The following is an 18120-nucleotide window of genomic DNA, read 5'->3' on the forward strand; positions in this document are numbered from 1 at the left end:
ATGGAAGGTTCCATAGTCAGCCGCATTCACCTTCCGCGCGCCACTGAAATGCACGTGCCGACGCGCGAGATCAACCCGCGCATGAGGCCATTCCTGCGCGAACAGATCGACGCGCAGACCCCCTTCCATCAACTCCTTATTACCGTCGCGAGGAGAAAATGGTTCCTGCTTGCAATGGTGATTTTGGGCGGTGTGTTGGCTGGGCTTGCGGGTTTTGCGCGTCCCGTCCTGTTCGAGTCGACCGCACAGGTGATTGTCGATGCTCCTGGCAGGAATGCGGCTCCCGGAGGCGCAGATTCTGCGCAGGAGATGCTGGATGCGAGCATTGATGACCACTTAACCATGCTCTCTTCGCAGGGGCATCTGCGTCGCGTGGTGGCAGCCCTGCGCAAGACGGAGGTTGGTAACATTGCTGAGCAAGGGGATGTCGTAACCGGAAATTCACGCCCCGCTCCGGCCGGCGGCGACTTGCAGAACATACGCACCTTCGCAGCCGGTCTGCTGGAAAGCATTTGGCCGCAGGGCAAGCCGGCGGCCGCCGATGAAGACGAACTCAAGGCATTACGGAAGGGCATGAGGGTTGGACAGGAACTGCGATCAAGAGTGATCACGGTCGGCTTTACCGACAACGATCCGGCGCGAGCCGCCCTTGTGGCCAATACGTTCGTCCAAGTATACATCGACGATCTCGCACAGAAGCGCAGGGCGTCAGACAGACTGGAACTCGCCTCGATCGTCGCTAGCCTACCGGTCGTACAAAGCGACTTGGCGAAAGCAACCGACCGCCTGGAAAAGTATCGGCTGAGCCATGGCGCGGTCGATCAAGGTGCGGCGGACAACGCTGCCAAGGAGACAGCCGAGCTCAGCCAGCAGATATCTTTGTCGAAGGCGGATCTCTCCGCAACGGAATCTCGCCTTCAACACATCGAGGCTTTGCGAAAGGAAGGAGCATCGGTCGCGGCGCTCGCCGAAGCGATCGGGTCACCGGTACTGGCCGACATGGCGGCTCGCCAAGCCAACGACAATGCGGATGCGGGCCTGAGTACTGCAATCAACCGCGAGATCGAACAAGGCACTGCTCGCATTGCTGCGGAGGCGAACATCTACCGTGCCCAGATTGCGGCTCTGGAGGGGCGCAAGAATGTGCTTGATGCGGTGGTGGCCGACACAGCCGGCCGGCTTTCCGGCTTGCGTGCGCTCGAGCCGCAGGTCAGCATCTTGACGCAGCGATACAACCAGCTACTCACGCAACAACAGGATCTGGTGCAGCGTATCGCAACTCCCTTGCCCGGAGTCTCGATCCTTTCAGCGGCGTGGCCGCCGACGAATCCAAAAACCCTGCCGCCCATCTTCCTTATTCCGCCCGGCATGATCGTGTTTGGTCTCATTGGCGGGATCTTCGTGATGGTCCGCAGCCGCCTCAATCAGACCTTGTGCGGCGAGGCCGAAGCTGAAGCCGCGCTCAGGGTCCCATGCCTGGGGCTGATACCGGAAGCGCCCACAATACACGCGAAACGACTACAGCAGCTGGTTCTTGGCCAACGACAGTCCAGCTACAGCCGAGCCATCACTTCCCTCCTCGTCACCGTGACACTCAACAAGGCGAGGGGCCGCGCTTCGCACGTCATCCTCGTAACGTCCAGTATCCGGCATGATGGCAAGACCGAGCTTGCATGGAGCCTGGCGTTGGCAGCTACCCGACTTGGGGGACGAGTGCTTTTTCTCGATCTTGACAGCACGGGCGCCCGCCTCACGAACGAGTTCCTGAACGAATTCGGCGCGCTCCGGCCGCATAAATCCTTTGGAGACTATATGAACGACCGTTGTCCCCTGCACGACGCGGTCACGGGAATGCCTGAAATTGGAATCGACTTCATGGCGCTGGCACCATCAGAGGATCTGCTGCCGCAGCTGTCGATGATCGACGGATCCCTGGTCACAGATGAGCTGCGCTCAATCTACAGCGTCGTCATTATAAATGGACCGCTGGGACTTGGAGGACCTGAGGCCAGGCTACTGACGGGCTGGGCTGACGTGGTTCTGTTCGCCGTTCGCTGGGGCAGGACGCGTCGCAGCATCGCGCGCGGTGTTCTGCAGCTGCTGACGGAGGACGAGACGGCTCAGGTCCCCGTAGGCAGCGTTCTCACGCACGTCAATCTACAGAAACACGCTGGCTATCGGTTTGGGGACAGCGCAGATCTCTTGCTCGAGAGAACATCATGAGTGTCACATGCGGGCTTCCGCGTAACGACCGTCGCGGCAGTCAGTCTGTCGAGCGGAAGATAATATCGAAGAGTTCGCAGACCGGAGCTGGGCCCGCCGGCGCAAGAGACATCGACGATTGCAGCGATCCGAAGCTCGCCCGCTTCCCTGCGGCCTCCGTTGCTCCAACAAATATGGTTTTGCCGCACAAGGAGGACACGGGCCGGGGTCTCGGCTATGCCAGCATCTTCGCTCTTTTGGTCTATATCGGGGGTGCGGGCTTGACCAGCTTGGCGCAGTTATTGATTGCGCGCATCGTTGGCTCCACCAGCTATGGCATCTACTCCTATGTTCTGGCCTGGACCTCGGTGCTTGCCTATCTTGCAACGCTTGGGTTCCATGTATCCTTGCTGCGTTTCGTCTCCGCCTACAGTGCCAAAGGGCGGCTTGACCTGGTACACGGGGTAATCAGGTTTGCTCTGCAAAGGTCGCTGGCGGCAGCGACACTATTCGGCATCATTGGCGCCGCCTTGGTTTTGTTCTTTTCGGATTCTTCTCACAAGGAGCTTCAAACCAGCCAGCTGCTAGGCATGGCAGCAGTGCCTTTGGTCACCGCCTACGCGTTGGGCGCAACACTTGTTCGTGCTTTCGGCGGCGGTGTCTCGGCCCTCATGCCGGAACGCATCGTGCGCGACGGCCTATTGTTGACGTTGCTGGGAATGGCGGTCTTATCCGGATCATGGACCCCCAACGCACCCCTGGTGATGCAGGCGGTGCTGGCAAGTTCAGCCATCACGGTCGGCCTGGTGTTCATCATGGCGGCAAAATTTCAGCCGCCCGGCTTGCGGCAGGTTCAGCCAGGCGACGAGTCGCGGGAATGGTGGTCCGCGGTTCCGCCAATGATGCTCATGGCCGGGCTCGATGTTTTCATCAGCCGGGCCGGGGTCATGGTGCTGGGCTGGACGCATCACATTCGCGAAGCGGGCATTTTCGCCTTGGGATTGAACGTCGCATTGCTTGTGAGCCTTTCCCTGGTCGCTGTCTCGACGATGTTTGCGCCGACAGCGGCCGCCCTTCATGCCCGAGGCGATCGGATGGCTCTGCAGCAGCTGTTTTCACGGGCCGCCCTACTTTCCTCTGGCGGCGCCATAGCGATGGCCATCCCGATGCTTGCGATTATTGAACCTCTGTTGAGCTGGTTCGGCGGAGATTTCAGTACAGCGGCACCCGTCGCGCGGATACTCATTCTCGGATATGTCTTTGTCGCGCTATGCGGACCCCAGATGCTCCTCTTGATGATGACTGGAAACGAATGGGCGGCAGCCGCAACCATGATCGCCGGCGCCGCGGCCAGCATCATGGGCTGTGCCGCAGGAATTGCGCTCTACGGCGCGCCGGGCGCCGCAGTGGGCCTCGCGCTTGCGTTGGCGATTTGGAATGTGGCGATGTCGATTTATATCAGCAAACGGCTGAAAATTCTCCCTGGGCTGATCTTTGCGCTGGCGTCGCTCAGAACGCGCGCAGTCGAAGGCCAGCCGCCTCATTGGTTCCTGCGCTGATCTGATGTTATCGCGCCCGGTACTCGACGGCATCAGCGTTCAGAAATTTCGAGTCCAAGATTGTGTCGGATAGAGGCTGGCGGGGGCGGCTTTGGGGCCGACACTCGCTTTATTCTCTGTCCGAAAAAATGCGAAATCTCAAATTTGCCGAGTGGCAGATCGTTGCCCGACAAGGCGCGGCCTACACCGTGGCCTCATCATTCACCGACGTTTGTTGCCGTATGCTGACCGCGGCATCCGTTCCATGAAAGTCCCGGTACCATTCGACAAAGCGTTGCACTCCGTCCTCAAGCGGTGTCGCCGGGGCGAAGCCGACGGCCTTGCGGAGATCGCTGACGTCGGCGCGCGTCTCCAGAACGTCGCCAGGCGGCAACGGCACATCCACGCGAAGCGCCCGGCTGTCAAGGGCGGTCTCGATGATCGAAATCAGCCGGTTGATCTCCTCGGGCCGGTCGTTGCCGATATTGTAGACGCGACACGGCGCGGAACTTGTAGCAGGGTCGGCGGTGCAAGGGTCCCAATTCGGATCGGGCCGCGGCGGTGCAGCGAGTGCCCGAACCACGCCCTCAGCGATATCGTCGACATAGGTGAAGTCTCGCCAGACGCGGCCGGCATTGGCTACTTCGATTGGCTTGCCCTCGATGATCGCGCGCGTGAACAAATAGACCGCCATGTCGGGCCTGCCCCAGGGGCCATAAACGGTAAAGAAGCGCAGTCCCGTCACGGGCAGGTCGAACAAATGGCTGTAGGAATGCGCCATGAATTCATTCGAACGCTTGGTGGCGGCGTAGAAGCTGACGGGATGATCGGCGCCGTGGTGCTCGGAAAACGGTATGGTTCGATTTAAGCCGTAGACGGAGCTCGAGGAGGCGTAGACGAGATGACTGACGCCGTAATGCCGGCAGCCCTCAAGGACGTTTAGAAACCCCACTATGTTCGATTGCACGTAGGCGTGCGGGTCAACAATTGAATGACGCACGCCGGCCTGAGCCGCGAGATGGACAAAGTGTGAGGGGCGAACGTTTGAAAACAGCAACTGAACGCGCGCGGCATCCGCCAGATCCATTCGTATCGGCGTGAACTCCGCCTCGCTACAGAGGCGTGCAAACCGCGCTTCCTTGAGCCGCAGATCGTAATAGGGTGTGAAATTGTCGACGCCCACGACTTTGACACCCAGACGCAAAAGCCGCGAGGCCACGTGAAAACCAATGAAACCTGCTGCGCCGGTGACGACGATCGGTCCTGTCCGCGCAAGTCTCTTCACCGCTTGATCCGAACGCGATCGGGCGATTTCCACCTTCTCCGTTGCGGCAAGGACAGACTCGCTGCATAGATCGTTGTCCAACTTGTCGCCTTTCGAATTCCGTTCGACAGTACCGAATTGCCGGTCCGAGATTCCAGCTTCCGATATTTACGTCAGCGCATCGAACCTGGTGGAGTTCAGGCGACGTCGGTGCCATGAACCGCGCAACGCGATGCACGACCTGCCAAATCATGACACTCCAAATTGCGTCGTCTGGATCCCGGGCGGACGCCGACGTCCGGCGATTGCATTTAAGTGGCCGGCCCTTATGGCAGGACCGAAATACGCCCAAGAAGGGCCACCAGTTCCGCCTGGCGTTTCGTTTCGGTCTTGGCGAACAGCGAGGCAAGCTGGGAACGGATCGTGGTGCGGCTGAGACGCCAGCTGCGAGCGATCTCCAAAGGTGCGTCGCCCTGAGCCAAACGCAAGGCGAGGTGCGTTTCTGCGCTCGTCAAGCCAAACATTCTTTGCAACGTGCGAGGATTTGGCCCCGACCTGTTGTCCCGGTCCAGCAACGCCACGATGCTCGTTCCGTCGGGAGCAATAACTCCGTTCTCGTTCAGTATCACCGGCCGGTCGCCCCTGCTGCGGATTACCACCCAGGATAACGAGCCCGGCAGGAATTGGCCCGGAACATTCGCGATCAGCCGCCTTAGTGCGGCCGTAAGCCCGCTCGCCGTGTCAGCCGCTTCGCCCTGGCGCTCAAGCGTGGTTTGGGCGGCTGCGTTCCACTCGACTACTTTTCTTTCGCGATTCAGCACGAGATAGCCACAGCCAATGCGATCAAGCACGCCGGTTATGGATTCCAGACTGCGGCCTTTTGGTTCCCCAAGCCGTGCGTCCAATGGATCCGATGCGCGATCGGGAAGGTGACCAGAAGAGGGTCGCGTATTCCGCGCGTCAAAATCGTACTTGGTCCTCGTAGCAATGTACCTACCGCCCGAAGAAGCATCAACATGTCTATCGATCAGATTCATTTTCTACCCCTAACCCAAAGTTTCACACACGCCCGAAAATAAGTATTCGGGATTCGGATAGTCTTTTATGTTTAGATGGATTCTAGTCTTCTATGCGCTGACGGATAACGTGTTCATCACCACCTTGAAAACTCAATATGATCTGACAGTTCTAAGGCAGCTCATAGCCCCTGCTGCATCCGATAAAATGCGCGCTATGATAGCGGTATGGCAATCCGGCAGTGGTACTAAGCTGTACGTTTTTTGCTCTAGTCTCGACGGGCTAGTCAGAAGGTTGTAGTCTGTGTCCATGAGCTCGCAGTCGCGCAGGTCGAATTCGAACCCGTCGGGCAGATTGCTAACTCATATTGCCTCTGCATCCGTACTAGCTGCCACACTGATATTTGAAATAAAATCGTCAGCCTATATTGGGCAAGGCGCCAGTTTTCTGGAATTTGTTCCGGCTATTATTATTATCGCTTATCTCGAAGATCGTGTGCCTGCGCTCGCTGCGACCATTCTGATGGTGGCGGTCGGCCTTTGGGCGCGAGGATACGATCAGATTTCAAATGGCGATTGGGCACGCGCAATCCTGCTTCTGGTTTCGGGTGGGGTGATTGCCATGACGTTCCATCGCCTACGGCAGGACTTGCGTGAGCTGCTGGAAGTCGCGGAGGCCAGGCTCGCTGCCGTCGAGGCGACCGAAAGCCGCTATCGTTGGGCCTTCGAACGTGCTGCCATGGGATTCGCGAACACCAACGAGAAAGGTGAGTTGCTGCAATCCAACAGACGCCTTTGTGAGATGACCGGGTACAAGGAGGAGGAGCTTGCCCAATTGCAGCTCGATACGCTCGCCCACCCGAACGACCGGGACACCTTGGCGCAATTGTTGGCGGGCCTAGGCAACGACATTGCTTCGTTCGTTTCGGAGGTCCGTCTTTTAAGAAAGGACGGTACGGCATTCTGGGCCAGGCTAACGCTTTCTTCGTCCGTGCCCGAGGGGGGACTCTCGGAGAGCATCTTCGTGGTGGTCGACGATATTTCGGAACGACGAGCTGTTCACGAAGCGCTTCGGGCTCAGAAGGAATGGCTAGACCTCGCTCTGTCTGCTGGACGCTTGGCCACGTGGCGGATCGACCTTAAAGACGGGACAGTCACAGGCTCGGACACGTTCTGGGACGTTCTCGGCTTGGCCCAGGCCAATAGCCGCAGTTTGGAGGAACTATCAGCTGTCGTTCATCCGGCGGACTGGCCAAAGCTGGCGGCATCGAGAAAGTCCGCATCATCGGTCATGAATTACGATGTTGAGATACGCGTCCGTCGACCGGACGGGCATATCCGCTGGGTTGCCCTGCGCGGAAGGGAGGAAAGACAGGGTGATGGAGGACAGCGGCTTGGAGTGGCTGCCGACCTGAGCGAGAGACGACAAACCACGCTGCTGCGCGCCGCGGCAAAGAAGCGGGAGCGCATTATGCTCGAACAACGCCACAGGTTCGGCAACGTTTTCGCGGTGATCACGGCGCTCGTGAAAATGGTCGATGTTCCTGGAAACAATGTTGCCAAATACAAGGAAATGCTGATCGACCGGATACGCGCGCTCGAGGCAACCCATCTGCTTCTTTCACGCAACGGCAGCGTATCGGGGGCGCTAAACGATCTCGTTGCTCAAGAGTTGCAACCATATATGGGAACACGCGCCATATCGGTCAGCGGTCCTTCCGTGGTGATGTCGGGAGGCGCCGCCGAGAGTTTTGCAATGATCGTCCACGAGCTTGCCACCAATTCCATGAAATATGGAGCGCTTGGCGATCCAAAAGGCCGGATCGACGTAAGCTGGACATTTGCACCTGAAGACACAGGCAGTGAGATCGTGTTCGAGTGGGTGGAATCGGGACGGCGGCGGACCTCGAGCGTAGTCCGTCATGGCTTCGGTTCCATGATAATCGGAGTAGATGGAGCGCCGCTTGTCGGTCACTCTCCCAAACTGGAAATAACTGACCACGGGTTGCGGTATTCGCTGCGGCTATCACGCAAGGAAATCGGATCCTAGTGCAGTGCTCCGATCGAAAAGCAGATACCTAAAAGACGCGTCGCGCTGAATGGCCTTGGAGATGCGCTTAGGTTCTTTTCCAGGGATGTCGTTGGCCAAAGGCCGCAGCGCAGTTTCGGTATATGCAGTATATGCATGAAACCTTGGGCGCCGTTTGCATGTCCAAAAGGACGCGCGGCGCTCTAGCTGGCATGTCTCGAAAGCCATGTCTTCAGCATAACGGCAGCTTCTGTCCGATTGCGTACCCCCAACTCACGCAGGACCGCAGCAGCGTGGATTTTCGTGGTCGCCTCTGCGATTTCCAGGTCGCGAGCAATTTCCTTGTTTGAATAGCCTTCCGCCATCAGCTTGAGGACTTCCTTTTGCCTCGAGGTCAGCCTGCCAAGGTTGAGGCCTGTGGTACGTCGCTGTGGGCCTTTCTCGGAGTGTGTATGCGCGTGGGTTGTTTGCGTTGCACCCGGGCGTGACAGAAGTGCAGGAACATAGATGCGGCCGGAGAGGATTTCATTGACAGCCAAAACGACCTCTTCGTCCGTCTGCGACTTTACGATGTAGCCATGAAGCCCGATCGAAAGAGCCGTGAGTATTTCCGAGCGTGAATCGTTTCCGGAAACGATCGCAAATCGCGTGTCCGGATAGGCGGACAGGATCCCGCCGAGCACCTCCTGATTGAACAGGCCCGGCATATTCAGGTCCAGGATCGCAAGATCCACGAACGATTGCTCTGCCAGCAAACTGAGCACCGCGTCGAAACAAGACGCTTCAAATATCTCCACACCTGGAATGCCTGCGGTCAGTGCCAATCGCAAGCCACGACGATACAAGCCGTGATCGTCGGCGATGACGATTCGATACATTGAACTACCCCAACGCGTATCTGAATGGATTGAACGGTGATGGGCCTGAAAGTCGTAGCCATTCACTCGTCGATTCATCCAGCCGACGCCGCGGCACCCCAACGCCGCAAACGCCAGATTTCTAATATAATCTTAAATGACGGGAAACGCTCCTCTTTTTTTGCCCCTTGTGAGCGAAACCCGCCGAACGTCGTCGAACATGTGTTCTGACCTCTTGGAAAGCTGACAGACCGGCTGGTCTCAGCACTGCCATAGGTCTGTAGGTATAGAACAGCAAAACGGCTGAATTGTTACCATTCGAATGCACGACGACACGCACCCCGACGGCCACATACCATCCAGATGCAATGTCCGGATCAGGGATCGGTGGGGAAATCTCACCGGTCTTCTACGGGAAATCTCACCGGTTCTTCTGAGGGGACAAGAACGCGTTTCCCGGGTGCTGACCAGGGTAGGATAACCGGCCCGTGACGATGGCGTTCAGGCCGAATGAACAAGGGAGGACCAGGATGAAAGCGGTGATTCAATGTGGTGGAATGGGAACACGCCTCCGCCCCTTCACTTCGATCTTGCCGAAGCCGCTCATGCCGATCGGTGCACGGCCGGTTCTCGAGATGCTTCTGAAATGGTTGCGACGCAACGGTATTCAGGAAGTCTATATTACAACCGGATATCTCGGCCACTTGATCCGCACCGTGTGTGGAGATGGCTCGCAGTGGAACCTGAAAATTCGATACACGCAGGAGATGGAGCCGCTGGGCACCATCGGGCCATTGTCTTTGATCAGGGACGAACTGACGGAGCCATTCATCGTTCTCAATGGCGATGTCCTTACGGATCTAAGCCTCAGTCGATTTGTAGCAGCGCACCGTAAGCACACCGATCCAGTGACGATCGCAACAGCCTGTCGCCTGATCAAGATGGATTTCGGCGTCATCGACGAAGTCGACAATACCGTGCAGACCTTTCGCGAGAAACCGACGCTGTCGCATCTGGTCAGCATGGGGATTTACTGCATGAATCCAGACGTTCTGCAGTTCATCCCGTCCGGCATACCCTTTGGGTTCGACGACCTGATGCTCCAGATGATGCAGAACGGCACAACCGTGCACGTGTACAAGCATGAAGGTCTCTGGCTCGATATCGGGCGCGTCGACGACTTTCAGAACGCACAGACCATTTCCTGGGAAGACCAGTCGGCCTCGATCGAGGTCACTGCGACGGCTGCATGATGAAGTCACCAGCGCGGTTCCCACAGTTATCAGTCTAGGAGGTTGTGATGCTCTTGGTCAGTGCCCCGATCTTGGGTGTGCCGGAGAAGACTGCTTTGACCAAGGTCATCGACAGCGGCTGGCTGACCATGGGGGAGCAGGTACGAGCCTTCGAACAAGCCTTTGCCGACGTGCATGGTGCGGAGGATTGCGTCGCGGTCAGTTCTTGTACCGCAGCGCTTCATCTCATTTTGCACGCACTTGGTATCGGTCCGGGCGACGAGGTGCTGGTCCCATCCTTGACTTTCGTGGCGACCGCAAATGCGGTCCTCTATGTTGGTGCGACCCCCGTTTTCGTCGACATCGAGTCGGCCGATGTGCCGCTGATGTCCATCGCGGAAGCCGAAGCGAAATGCACGGCCCGCACCAAGGCAGTCATTCTCGTCCATTTCGCCGGCTACCTCGCCGATCGGGAACAATGGCAGAAGTTCGCCCGTGCCCGTGGGCTGCATATCGTCGAGGACGCGGCGCATGCGCCCGGCCTGAAGGAGGTGGGGACATTTGGTGCCGCGGCCGCCTTCAGCTTCTACGGCAACAAGAACATGACCACGGCGGAAGGCGGGGCGGTGATTGCCAGGGATGCCGGTCTGCTCGAGACGATCCGCCAGGCGCGTGGACATGGGATGACCACCGGGACACGTCAAAGGCTGAACAGCCGCACCCCGCAGTATGATGTCACCATGCTCGGATTCAATTATCGCATGGATGAATTGCGGGCTGCGATCGGATTGGTCCAGCTGCAAAATCTGCAGGAGTGGAATGAGATCAGGCGTATCCTGGTGATGCTGTATCGCCGTCTCATCGCGAAGCATTGCCCGGCCGTGACCATCCCGTTCCACGAGCCGCGGACGTCGGCCTACCACATCATGCCTATCCTTTTGCCGCGTTACGCCGACAGGCAAGACGTCATCGACGCACTGCGCGCGCAAGGGATACAAACCACTATCCACTACCCGCCGGTGCACCAGATGACGCTCTATCGTGAGCTCATTCCCGGTACTCATTTACCGCGCACGGAAGATTTCGCCCAGCGCGAACTCACTGTACCGCTGCATCCGCAGATCACCGCACCTTTGGTCGAAACGGTAGTGGTCGCTCTTGCCGCGGCGGTCAATAACTGCGCTCAGACAGGAACAGCCGCATGAATGCCCTGGACCTAGCCATTCACCGGCCTAACGTCTCGAGCGCCGCCCACGGGGCTGTGAGACGAGCAATCGATCTCGTCATTGCTGCAGCCGCGGCGATCGTCTTCGCTCCGCTGATGCTGCTGATTGCCCTGGCGCTGCTGCTGGAAGGCGGTCGGCCAATCTTCTTTACGCAGACCCGCGTCGGGGCCGGTGCTCGCCCATTCCGCATGTACAAATTCCGCAAATTCAGAGTGCGATGCGATCCCGGTGGCCTGGCGCTGACCATGGCCGATGACAGCCGCATGACGCCAATCGGGCGGTTCCTCGCCGCCACCAAATTCGACGAGCTGCCGCAGCTATGGAATGTCTTCAGAGGCGAGATGGCAATCATCGGTCCACGCCCGGAGAGCCTTGCCTTTGCCGATTGTTTTCGTGGGGGCTTTGAGGACATTTTACAATACAAGCCAGGCTTGTTGGGTCCGGCCCAGGTTCTCTTCCGGAATGAAGCGCATTTTTATCCGCGATCCGTGGACCCGCTATTGTTCTACCGCCAGGTTCTGTTTCCTGCCAAGGCCAGGCTCGACCTTTCCTATTATCCGCAGCGCACGATCGTCTCTGATGTCGTCTGGATGGTGCGCGGCTTGCTGGCGGTGCTTGGCGTCGTTTCGCCGCCGCCGATCGGAACGTGAGAGCAGGTAGAATACCCGCGCTCTCGTGGATTTGCAAAGTCAGTGCCTCACGTCATAGGGGGAACGCTTGGGTCATGGCATACAAGGGCAGGAAAGTTCTGGTTACCGGTGCCGATGGGTTCATCGGGTCGCATCTCACCGAAGCACTCGTCCGTAGCGGCGCGGATGTCACTGCGCTGGCTCTCTACAATTCGTTCGACAGCCACGGCTGGCTGGACGATTTGCCGGACACCATTCGAAGCCAGCTGAACCTCATCCGCGGTGATGTTCGTGACAGCGCGTTCCTTAACCGGATCGTGCGTGGCCAGGCGGTGGTGTTTCATCTCGCCGCACTGATCGCGATCCCATATTCGTATGCCGCGGCCCAGTCCTATGTAGAAACCAACATCCTGGGCACGGTCAACGTCCTCGAAGCGGCGCGGCAATGGGAGACGGAGCGGGTGGTGCACACCTCGACAAGCGAGGTTTATGGCACCGCGCTGACAATGCCCATCAGCGAATCACACCCGTTGCAGGGACAGTCACCATATTCGGCATCCAAGATCGGTGCGGACATGATGGCGGAGTCGTACGCCAGATCGTTCGACGTCCCCGTGGTCATCATGCGGCCCTTCAATACGTATGGCCCACGCCAGAGCGAGCGGGCCATCGTACCGACCATCATACGTCAGGCTCTCGACAAGAAATGCTCGGCGATCATGGTGGGAGACACCAGCCCGATCCGCGATCTTACTTTCGTGGAAGACACTGCGGCGGCGTTTTTGACCGCAGGTTCGGCCGAGCTCGAATTTGGCCATGCCTACAATGCCGGAAGCCAGCGCGCCGTGACGATCTCGGACATATTGGATCTGGTGGTCGAGTTGAGTGGCTGCAAGAAACCAATTCACCGCGACGAGCGCCGCCTGCGGCCGCAGAATTCAGAGGTGCGTGCCTTGCTGGCTGATTCTTCGCTCCTCGAAAGCAAGACTGGATGGCGCGCCCAGACCAGCCTGCGCGAAGGGTTGGAGCGGACCATCGGATGGTGGCAGGGACGCCTCAGCGAAGGCCGGGTGCGCCATGAGATGGGTTACATGACATGAGCTTTCGCCTGGGTGGATTGGCTCCGCCGTTGTCGCTGGATTCGAACCAGAAGGAGATTGTCACCAATGGTCCTTGTTAACCGAATCCTTCTTGTCGTGCTCGGCATGCTGGCTGCCATGGATACGGCCGCTGCAGCGGAAGCGCAGGTCGCCTATCGACTTTCCGCCGGCGACACCGTCGAGATAGGAATTGCCTCCATCCCGGAGCGAACGCAACGTGCCGTGGTCCAGATGGACGGCACGATCGCGCTTCCCGAAGTCGGGATGGTTTCGGTGGGCGGCCTAAGCCCGGCCGAACTGCAAACACGCATGCAGACGATCCTGCCAACCAAGATATTCCACCATCGTCTGCCTGACGGGCGGGAGCAAATGATCGTCATCAAGCCGACAGACGTGACCGCCGTGGTCGCAGAATATCGGCCGATCTATGTGACAGGGGATGTGCTCACTCCCGGACAGCAGGCCTACCGGCCGCTGATGACCGTGCGGCAGGCGATTGCCGTGTCAGGTGGTTTCAGCCTTTTGCGGTCCCGGGCAAACCAGGTTGGCCCCGATCCGGTGGATCTGCGGCGCGATTACGAATCGCTTTGGGGGGAATACACGAGAGACTACTATCACAGCGCCCGCATTCGCGCCGAACTTCAGGGCAAATCGAGCTTCGACATGCAGCCACCACAAGGATCGCCCTTGCCGGCAGTTTTTGCATCGGCGATCGCCCAGGCCGAAGCAGAAGGGCTGAAGCTCTCGTTGGACAACTTCCAGCAAGAGCAGAGCTTTCTCGATAAAAGTGGCAAGGATGCCGCTGCACAAACCGAGACCTTGCTCAAACGCGAGCAGGCCGAAGCGGATGGCGTGAAGGCGGACGAAGACGAGCTGGCGCGCGTAAGGAAAGCGTTTGAGTCCGGAAATCTCACCAATAACCGGCTCGCCGACGTCCGGCGCGCTTTGGTACTCTCTTCCAGCCGGGCACTCGAAACGTCGGTTGAACTTATGAGAGCACGACGTCAGCAGGCTGATTTTGCCAGACAGCACGAACGCAATGACAACCAAAGAAGGATAGGTCTGCTGACTGAGTTGAAAGATACCAATGTGCGTCTTGCCGACATCAATGCAAGACTTCGCGCCGCCAGCCAGAAGTTGCAGCCCACGGGAGCTGCCGCCCTGCCGTTGCCGGTTGCCGGTGAGACGATCCAAGCCGAGGTCACGATCGTTCGCAGGGTCGGCGAAGAATGGCGGAAACAGCCGGCCCAAGAAGACACCGAGGTCATGCCGGGAGACACGATCGAGGTAAGGTTCAGCAGCGCTCTCGAGAGCGCGGCGATCCGATAGATCGGCTGCGCCTCGAGCCAAGCGGCCGCCACTGGGTTGGCAGCCGCTTACTGCCTGAAAGCTCTGGAAAATTGGTCGGTAAGAGGTTTCATCAAGTAGGACCAGACACTGCGCTCGTCGGTTCTTATATGGACTTCGGCGGGCATGCCCGGTTTGAGGATTTTCTCTCCTGTCAGGCAGGTCGCTTCGTTCTCGACATCGATGCGCGCCGAAAAATAGGAAAGCTGACGTTGCTGATCCTTGATCAGATCTGCGGAGACGCGGTTGACCGAGCCTTCGCAAGCCGGTGTAGTGCCGGCGTCGAACGCCGGAAAGCGGATCGACACCTGCTGTCCGGGATGGATCTCATCAATGCGCGACGGAGGAATGGAAGCGTCTACGACAAGGTTGTCGGAATCGGGCACAATCATCATGAGCACCTCTCCGGCGCCAATCACGCCTCCGACGGTGTGGACCGAGGATTCTTGTACCGTGCCTGATTGCGGGGCGCGAATGTCTGTCCTGCCGAGCTCGTCTTCGGCCACCACCTTGCGCTCACTGAGTTCGGTCTGCTTGGCTTCCGTTTCGCGAAGTTCGTTGGTCACGTCGCTCCGCATTTGTTCGTCGAGCTGAAGCACCTGCAGGTCCGTTTCACTGATGTGAGCTTGTACCTCCGCTATCGCTGCGACAAGGCGTCCCGATTCGCCGCGAGTCCGGGTCTTCTCCAGGCTGACAGTGCTCAACCTCTCCTTGGAGACCAACTTCTTTGCGTAGAGAGATTCAACGTCAGCAAGGTTCTTGGTCAGCAGATCCAGAGACTCATCCGTCGCAGACTGCTGCGATTTGAGGCCATCGATCTGACGTTCCAGCTGCTTCGCGCGGCTTTGCAATTGTGCCTTCTGGCCAGCCAGCGCCGCAGCACGGCTTTCGAACAAGGCACGTTCGCCACTGACAAGCGCCGCCACTTGCGGGTCACCCATTTGAACCCGAAGGCCAGGCGGGATCTGCATTTCCGGCAGACCCTGGCGCTCGGCTTCCAGCCGGGCCAGACGAATGGTGGCTCGATTGAGGTCCTCGGTGATTATCTGCAGGTTTGCTCGGGTCAATGTGTTGTCCAGCCTGACCAACACGTCGCCGGCCTTCACGTGATCGCCGTCCTGCGCGAAGATTCCGCCGATGGTGCCGCCGGTTTGATGCTGGACTTTTTTTATGTTGCTTTCGACCACCACAGTTGCAGGCGCAATCACCGCGCCGGCAATCTTGGTCAATCCCAACCACAGCCCTCCGCCAAAGATCAACAGCAAGCTGGTTGCCAAGCCCAAGAGCAGATTGGCCCGGATGCCATCCGGATCCGGCTTCGTTTCCAACGAACGGCTTTCGCCACCGGGCGCGGCGTATGGCGACACGGTAACAGTAGAGCGATACCTCACATATGCCCGGCTGCACCTCTGTGCAGCGGAACGAGAATGTTCTGCCAGGCTCCGGAGCAGATTGCCCCAGGGTAAATTGGCTCGAATGCCATCCGGCTCTGGCTTCGCCCCGGTCGGCTGGCCTTCGCCAGCGACCGCAGCATATGACGACATGGTCACGTTAGACACTAAGCAATACCTCACGCATGCCCGCTTGCACCGTGCTGCAGCGGAACGACAATGTTTGGCTTGTCCGGACGCGGGAAGGGCCGGATCACATTTGCCAGAACGTCTTCGCGCGAACCGAACGAATGGAGCATCCCGTTCGACAGGACGAGTACCTGATCGATGTTGACGAGAGCGGAGGGGCGATGCGCAACGACGATCACGATACCGCCGCGCTGACGCACTGCCAGGATCGCGCCGGCCAAAGCAGCATCGCCGTCTGCATCCAGATTGGAATTTGGTTCGTCAAGAACGACGAGGAATGGATCACCGTAAAGTGCCCTGGCAAGTCCGACGAGCTGCCTCTGCCCAGCCGACAGGGCTGCGCCGCCTTCTCCGATGCGTGTTTGAAAACCCTGCGGAAGACGCATGATCATCTTGTCCACGCCCGCAGCTTTGGCAGCTGCCAACACGCCCCTTGCGTCGCTTTTGCCGCCGAACCTTGAAATGTTGTCGGCGATCGTGCCGTCGAACAGCTCAACGTCCTGCGGCAGGTAGCCAATATGAATGCCGAGCAGCTCTGAATTCCACTGATCGAGCGAGGCGCCGTCCAATCTTACCGTTCCTCGAAGCGGCTTCCATGCCCCGACCAAAGCGCGCACGAGCGTGGTCTTGCCGGAGCCGCTCGGGCCGACGACCGCCAACCCTGCGCCCCTCGCCAAGCGGAAGCTTACATTGAAGATTGTTGGCTTCTGCAGACTTGGTGGCGCGACCGTCAATTCCTCGACCGCAAGCTCCGCCTTTGGGCGTGGCAGTTCCATTGGCTCTTGCTGGCTATCAAAAGCATCCAGCGCTGCCGCCAGCTCGGAATAGCTTTTGCGGGTTGCCAGAAACCCTCTCCAATTTGCGATCGCCACATCGACCGGCGCCAGTGAGCGGCCCAGCAATATGGACGACGCTATGATCACACCCGGCGAGGCCTCGCCCCCGATCACGAGGTAGGCACCAAGCCCCAGCACGCATGATTGCAAGGCCATTCGGAGCGTCTTCGACAGTGAGCTCGCTGCGCCAACGACGTCGGAGAGCCGTTCCTGGTTCTTCAGATAAAGATGACTGACCTCGTTCCAGCGCCGGCTAAGCGGGGCGGACAGGCCCATAGCCTGAACAACCTCTGCGTTGCGGCGGCCGGAATCGGCCAGAAGCCGCTGCGCAACGAGTGTTTCAGACGCACGAGCCGCAGGTTTGCGGCCGATGATCTCCGCAGCCACCGTCAAAAGCACAACGGCGCATGCGCCGAGCGTTGCCAGCACGCCAAGCGCAGGGTGCAGCAGATAGATGACCACCATATAAAATGGTATCCAGGGAGCGTCGAATAAGACTGTCGGCCCCAGTCCGGAAAGAAAGCCACGTAGCTGGTCCAGATCACGAAGCGGATGTACCCGGTTCGCATCCGGCCCGGCAACGAGGGGCAGGGAAAGCGAGGCTGCGAACGCCTTTTGCTGCAGATTTCTATGCAGGCGGCTGCCGATGCGGACCAACAGGCGAAGCCTCACGAAATCGAGGAGCCCGTAGGCCGCGTAAAGTCCCAGCATCCCGACTGTAAATCCGACAAGAGTCGGCACGCTCTGCGAAGGCAGCACGCGATCGTAGACCTGGAGCATGTAGACGGAGCCGGTCAAGGCGAGGATATTTATCAATGCGGAGAAAACGCCTACGCCAACGAGGCCGTGCACACAGCCGAACATCGCGGATCGTAGATCGAGCGAGCGCCCTTTGGTTGACTTCATGATATGCGCTCTTTGACGCGAAATTGCCGCGCAATCTCGTCGGTTCTTTCGATGAGGGACAAACTTTAACCTTCCGGGAAGCAGCAGCTCCGCCCTTCGCTGCTGGAACATTACGAATTGCTTACATATGTGCCTTCTTTGATTAAAATGTAGCAAAATCGTGACGCCAGGCTGAGAATTCGGCAACTGGCTCGCCAGGCTGGGGATAACCGGGTCTGGTAAGGAGATATTCCTAATCATGACACAGCGCAGAAGCTTATGGTCATCTTTGTAGCATCAAGGCGTCGAAGCGTCTGGGGACGGATGGGTTTTGATTTTGTCGATCGAGAGTTAAACGGTTTTGAGATACACTTCATCG

General features: G+C 58.6%; 13 protein-coding genes. 8 read left to right on the plus strand and 5 right to left on the minus strand.

Annotated features, from left to right (window positions below):
* Nucleotides 1-2223, plus strand: a complete 2223-nt coding sequence (locus NKH71_RS13310) for a GumC family protein (RefSeq protein WP_352494503.1) — start codon at nt 1-3, stop codon at nt 2221-2223.
* The gene (locus NKH71_RS13315; RefSeq protein WP_051409648.1) at nt 2220-3761 is read left to right on the plus strand and encodes a lipopolysaccharide biosynthesis protein; all 1542 of its coding nucleotides are present in this window, start codon (nt 2220-2222) and stop codon (nt 3759-3761) included. The genes NKH71_RS13310 and NKH71_RS13315 overlap by 4 nt, the downstream gene beginning before the upstream one ends.
* A 181-nt stretch (nt 3762-3942) precedes the next feature.
* Here the strand turns inward: NKH71_RS13315 and NKH71_RS13320 are convergent, their stop codons facing one another.
* Nucleotides 3943-5025 (minus strand): NAD-dependent epimerase, encoded by a 1083-nt coding sequence (locus tag NKH71_RS13320; RefSeq protein ID WP_084642620.1) that lies wholly within the window; start codon nt 5023-5025, stop codon nt 3943-3945.
* A gap of 305 nt (nt 5026-5330) precedes the next feature.
* Nucleotides 5331-6041, minus strand: coding sequence for a helix-turn-helix transcriptional regulator (locus tag NKH71_RS13325; RefSeq protein ID WP_031193850.1), 711 nt, complete (start codon nt 6039-6041; stop codon nt 5331-5333).
* A 289-nt stretch (nt 6042-6330) separates the two neighbouring features.
* Here NKH71_RS13325 and NKH71_RS13330 point away from each other — a divergent pair, with 289 nt between their 5' ends.
* Complete coding sequence (locus NKH71_RS13330) at nt 6331-8070, plus strand: PAS domain S-box protein (protein ID WP_031193849.1); 1740 nt, start codon at nt 6331-6333, stop codon at nt 8068-8070.
* A 182-nt stretch (nt 8071-8252) separates the two neighbouring features.
* Here the strand turns inward: NKH71_RS13330 and NKH71_RS13335 are convergent, their stop codons facing one another.
* Nucleotides 8253-8927 (minus strand): LuxR C-terminal-related transcriptional regulator, encoded by a 675-nt coding sequence (locus NKH71_RS13335; protein WP_352484593.1) that lies wholly within the window; start codon nt 8925-8927, stop codon nt 8253-8255.
* A gap of 509 nt (nt 8928-9436) precedes the next feature.
* Between NKH71_RS13335 and NKH71_RS13340 the strand changes: the two genes are divergently transcribed.
* The 5 genes from NKH71_RS13340 to NKH71_RS13360 all read left to right on the plus strand — a co-directional run bounded on the left by NKH71_RS13340 (nt 9437) and on the right by NKH71_RS13360 (nt 14422).
* Nucleotides 9437-10159, plus strand: a complete 723-nt coding sequence (locus NKH71_RS13340) for a nucleotidyltransferase family protein (protein WP_031193847.1) — start codon at nt 9437-9439, stop codon at nt 10157-10159.
* Between the two features lie 47 nt (nt 10160-10206).
* On the plus strand, nt 10207-11343 hold the full coding sequence (locus NKH71_RS13345; RefSeq protein WP_352589439.1) for a DegT/DnrJ/EryC1/StrS family aminotransferase: 1137 nt from the start codon (nt 10207-10209) through the stop codon (nt 11341-11343).
* Nucleotides 11340-12014, plus strand: a complete 675-nt coding sequence (locus NKH71_RS13350) for a sugar transferase (protein ID WP_031193846.1) — start codon at nt 11340-11342, stop codon at nt 12012-12014. The genes NKH71_RS13345 and NKH71_RS13350 overlap by 4 nt, the downstream gene beginning before the upstream one ends.
* Nucleotides 12015-12088: 74 nt before the next feature.
* A complete protein-coding gene (locus NKH71_RS13355; protein WP_023718555.1) occupies nt 12089-13093 on the plus strand; it encodes an SDR family NAD(P)-dependent oxidoreductase in 1005 nt (334 codons plus the stop codon).
* A 66-nt stretch (nt 13094-13159) separates the two neighbouring features.
* Complete coding sequence (locus NKH71_RS13360; RefSeq protein ID WP_023718554.1) at nt 13160-14422, plus strand: polysaccharide biosynthesis/export family protein; 1263 nt, start codon at nt 13160-13162, stop codon at nt 14420-14422.
* Nucleotides 14423-14469: 47 nt separating this feature from the next.
* Here NKH71_RS13360 and NKH71_RS13365 read toward each other — a convergent pair whose 3' ends face one another.
* Both NKH71_RS13365 and NKH71_RS13370 read right to left on the minus strand, forming a co-directional pair.
* The gene (locus NKH71_RS13365; protein WP_352589441.1) at nt 14470-15768 is read right to left on the minus strand and encodes an HlyD family type I secretion periplasmic adaptor subunit; all 1299 of its coding nucleotides are present in this window, start codon (nt 15766-15768) and stop codon (nt 14470-14472) included.
* Between the two features lie 242 nt (nt 15769-16010).
* Nucleotides 16011-17762, minus strand: coding sequence for a type I secretion system permease/ATPase (locus NKH71_RS13370; RefSeq protein WP_023718552.1), 1752 nt, complete (start codon nt 17760-17762; stop codon nt 16011-16013).
* Nucleotides 17763-18120: the final 358 nt, after the last annotated feature.

This window comes from Mesorhizobium sp. M0983, from assembly GCF_040318975.1.
Classification (GTDB): domain Bacteria; phylum Pseudomonadota; class Alphaproteobacteria; order Rhizobiales; family Rhizobiaceae; genus Mesorhizobium.

Coding starts and splice junctions, on each gene's coding strand:
- NKH71_RS13310 (WP_352494503.1), top strand. CDS start 1: ATGGAAGGTTCCATAGTCAGCCGCATTCACCTTCCGCGCGCCACTGAA.
- NKH71_RS13315 (WP_051409648.1), top strand. CDS start 2,220: ATGAGTGTCACATGCGGGCTTCCGCGTAACGACCGTCGCGGCAGTCAG.
- NKH71_RS13325 (WP_031193850.1), bottom strand. CDS start 6,041: ATGAATCTGATCGATAGACATGTTGATGCTTCTTCGGGCGGTAGGTAC.
- NKH71_RS13330 (WP_031193849.1), top strand. CDS start 6,331: ATGAGCTCGCAGTCGCGCAGGTCGAATTCGAACCCGTCGGGCAGATTG.
- NKH71_RS13335 (WP_352484593.1), bottom strand. CDS start 8,927: ATGTATCGAATCGTCATCGCCGACGATCACGGCTTGTATCGTCGTGGC.
- NKH71_RS13340 (WP_031193847.1), top strand. CDS start 9,437: ATGAAAGCGGTGATTCAATGTGGTGGAATGGGAACACGCCTCCGCCCC.
- NKH71_RS13345 (WP_352589439.1), top strand. CDS start 10,207: ATGCTCTTGGTCAGTGCCCCGATCTTGGGTGTGCCGGAGAAGACTGCT.
- NKH71_RS13350 (WP_031193846.1), top strand. CDS start 11,340: ATGAATGCCCTGGACCTAGCCATTCACCGGCCTAACGTCTCGAGCGCC.
- NKH71_RS13355 (WP_023718555.1), top strand. CDS start 12,089: ATGGCATACAAGGGCAGGAAAGTTCTGGTTACCGGTGCCGATGGGTTC.
- NKH71_RS13360 (WP_023718554.1), top strand. CDS start 13,160: ATGGTCCTTGTTAACCGAATCCTTCTTGTCGTGCTCGGCATGCTGGCT.
- NKH71_RS13370 (WP_023718552.1), bottom strand. CDS start 17,762: ATGAAGTCAACCAAAGGGCGCTCGCTCGATCTACGATCCGCGATGTTC.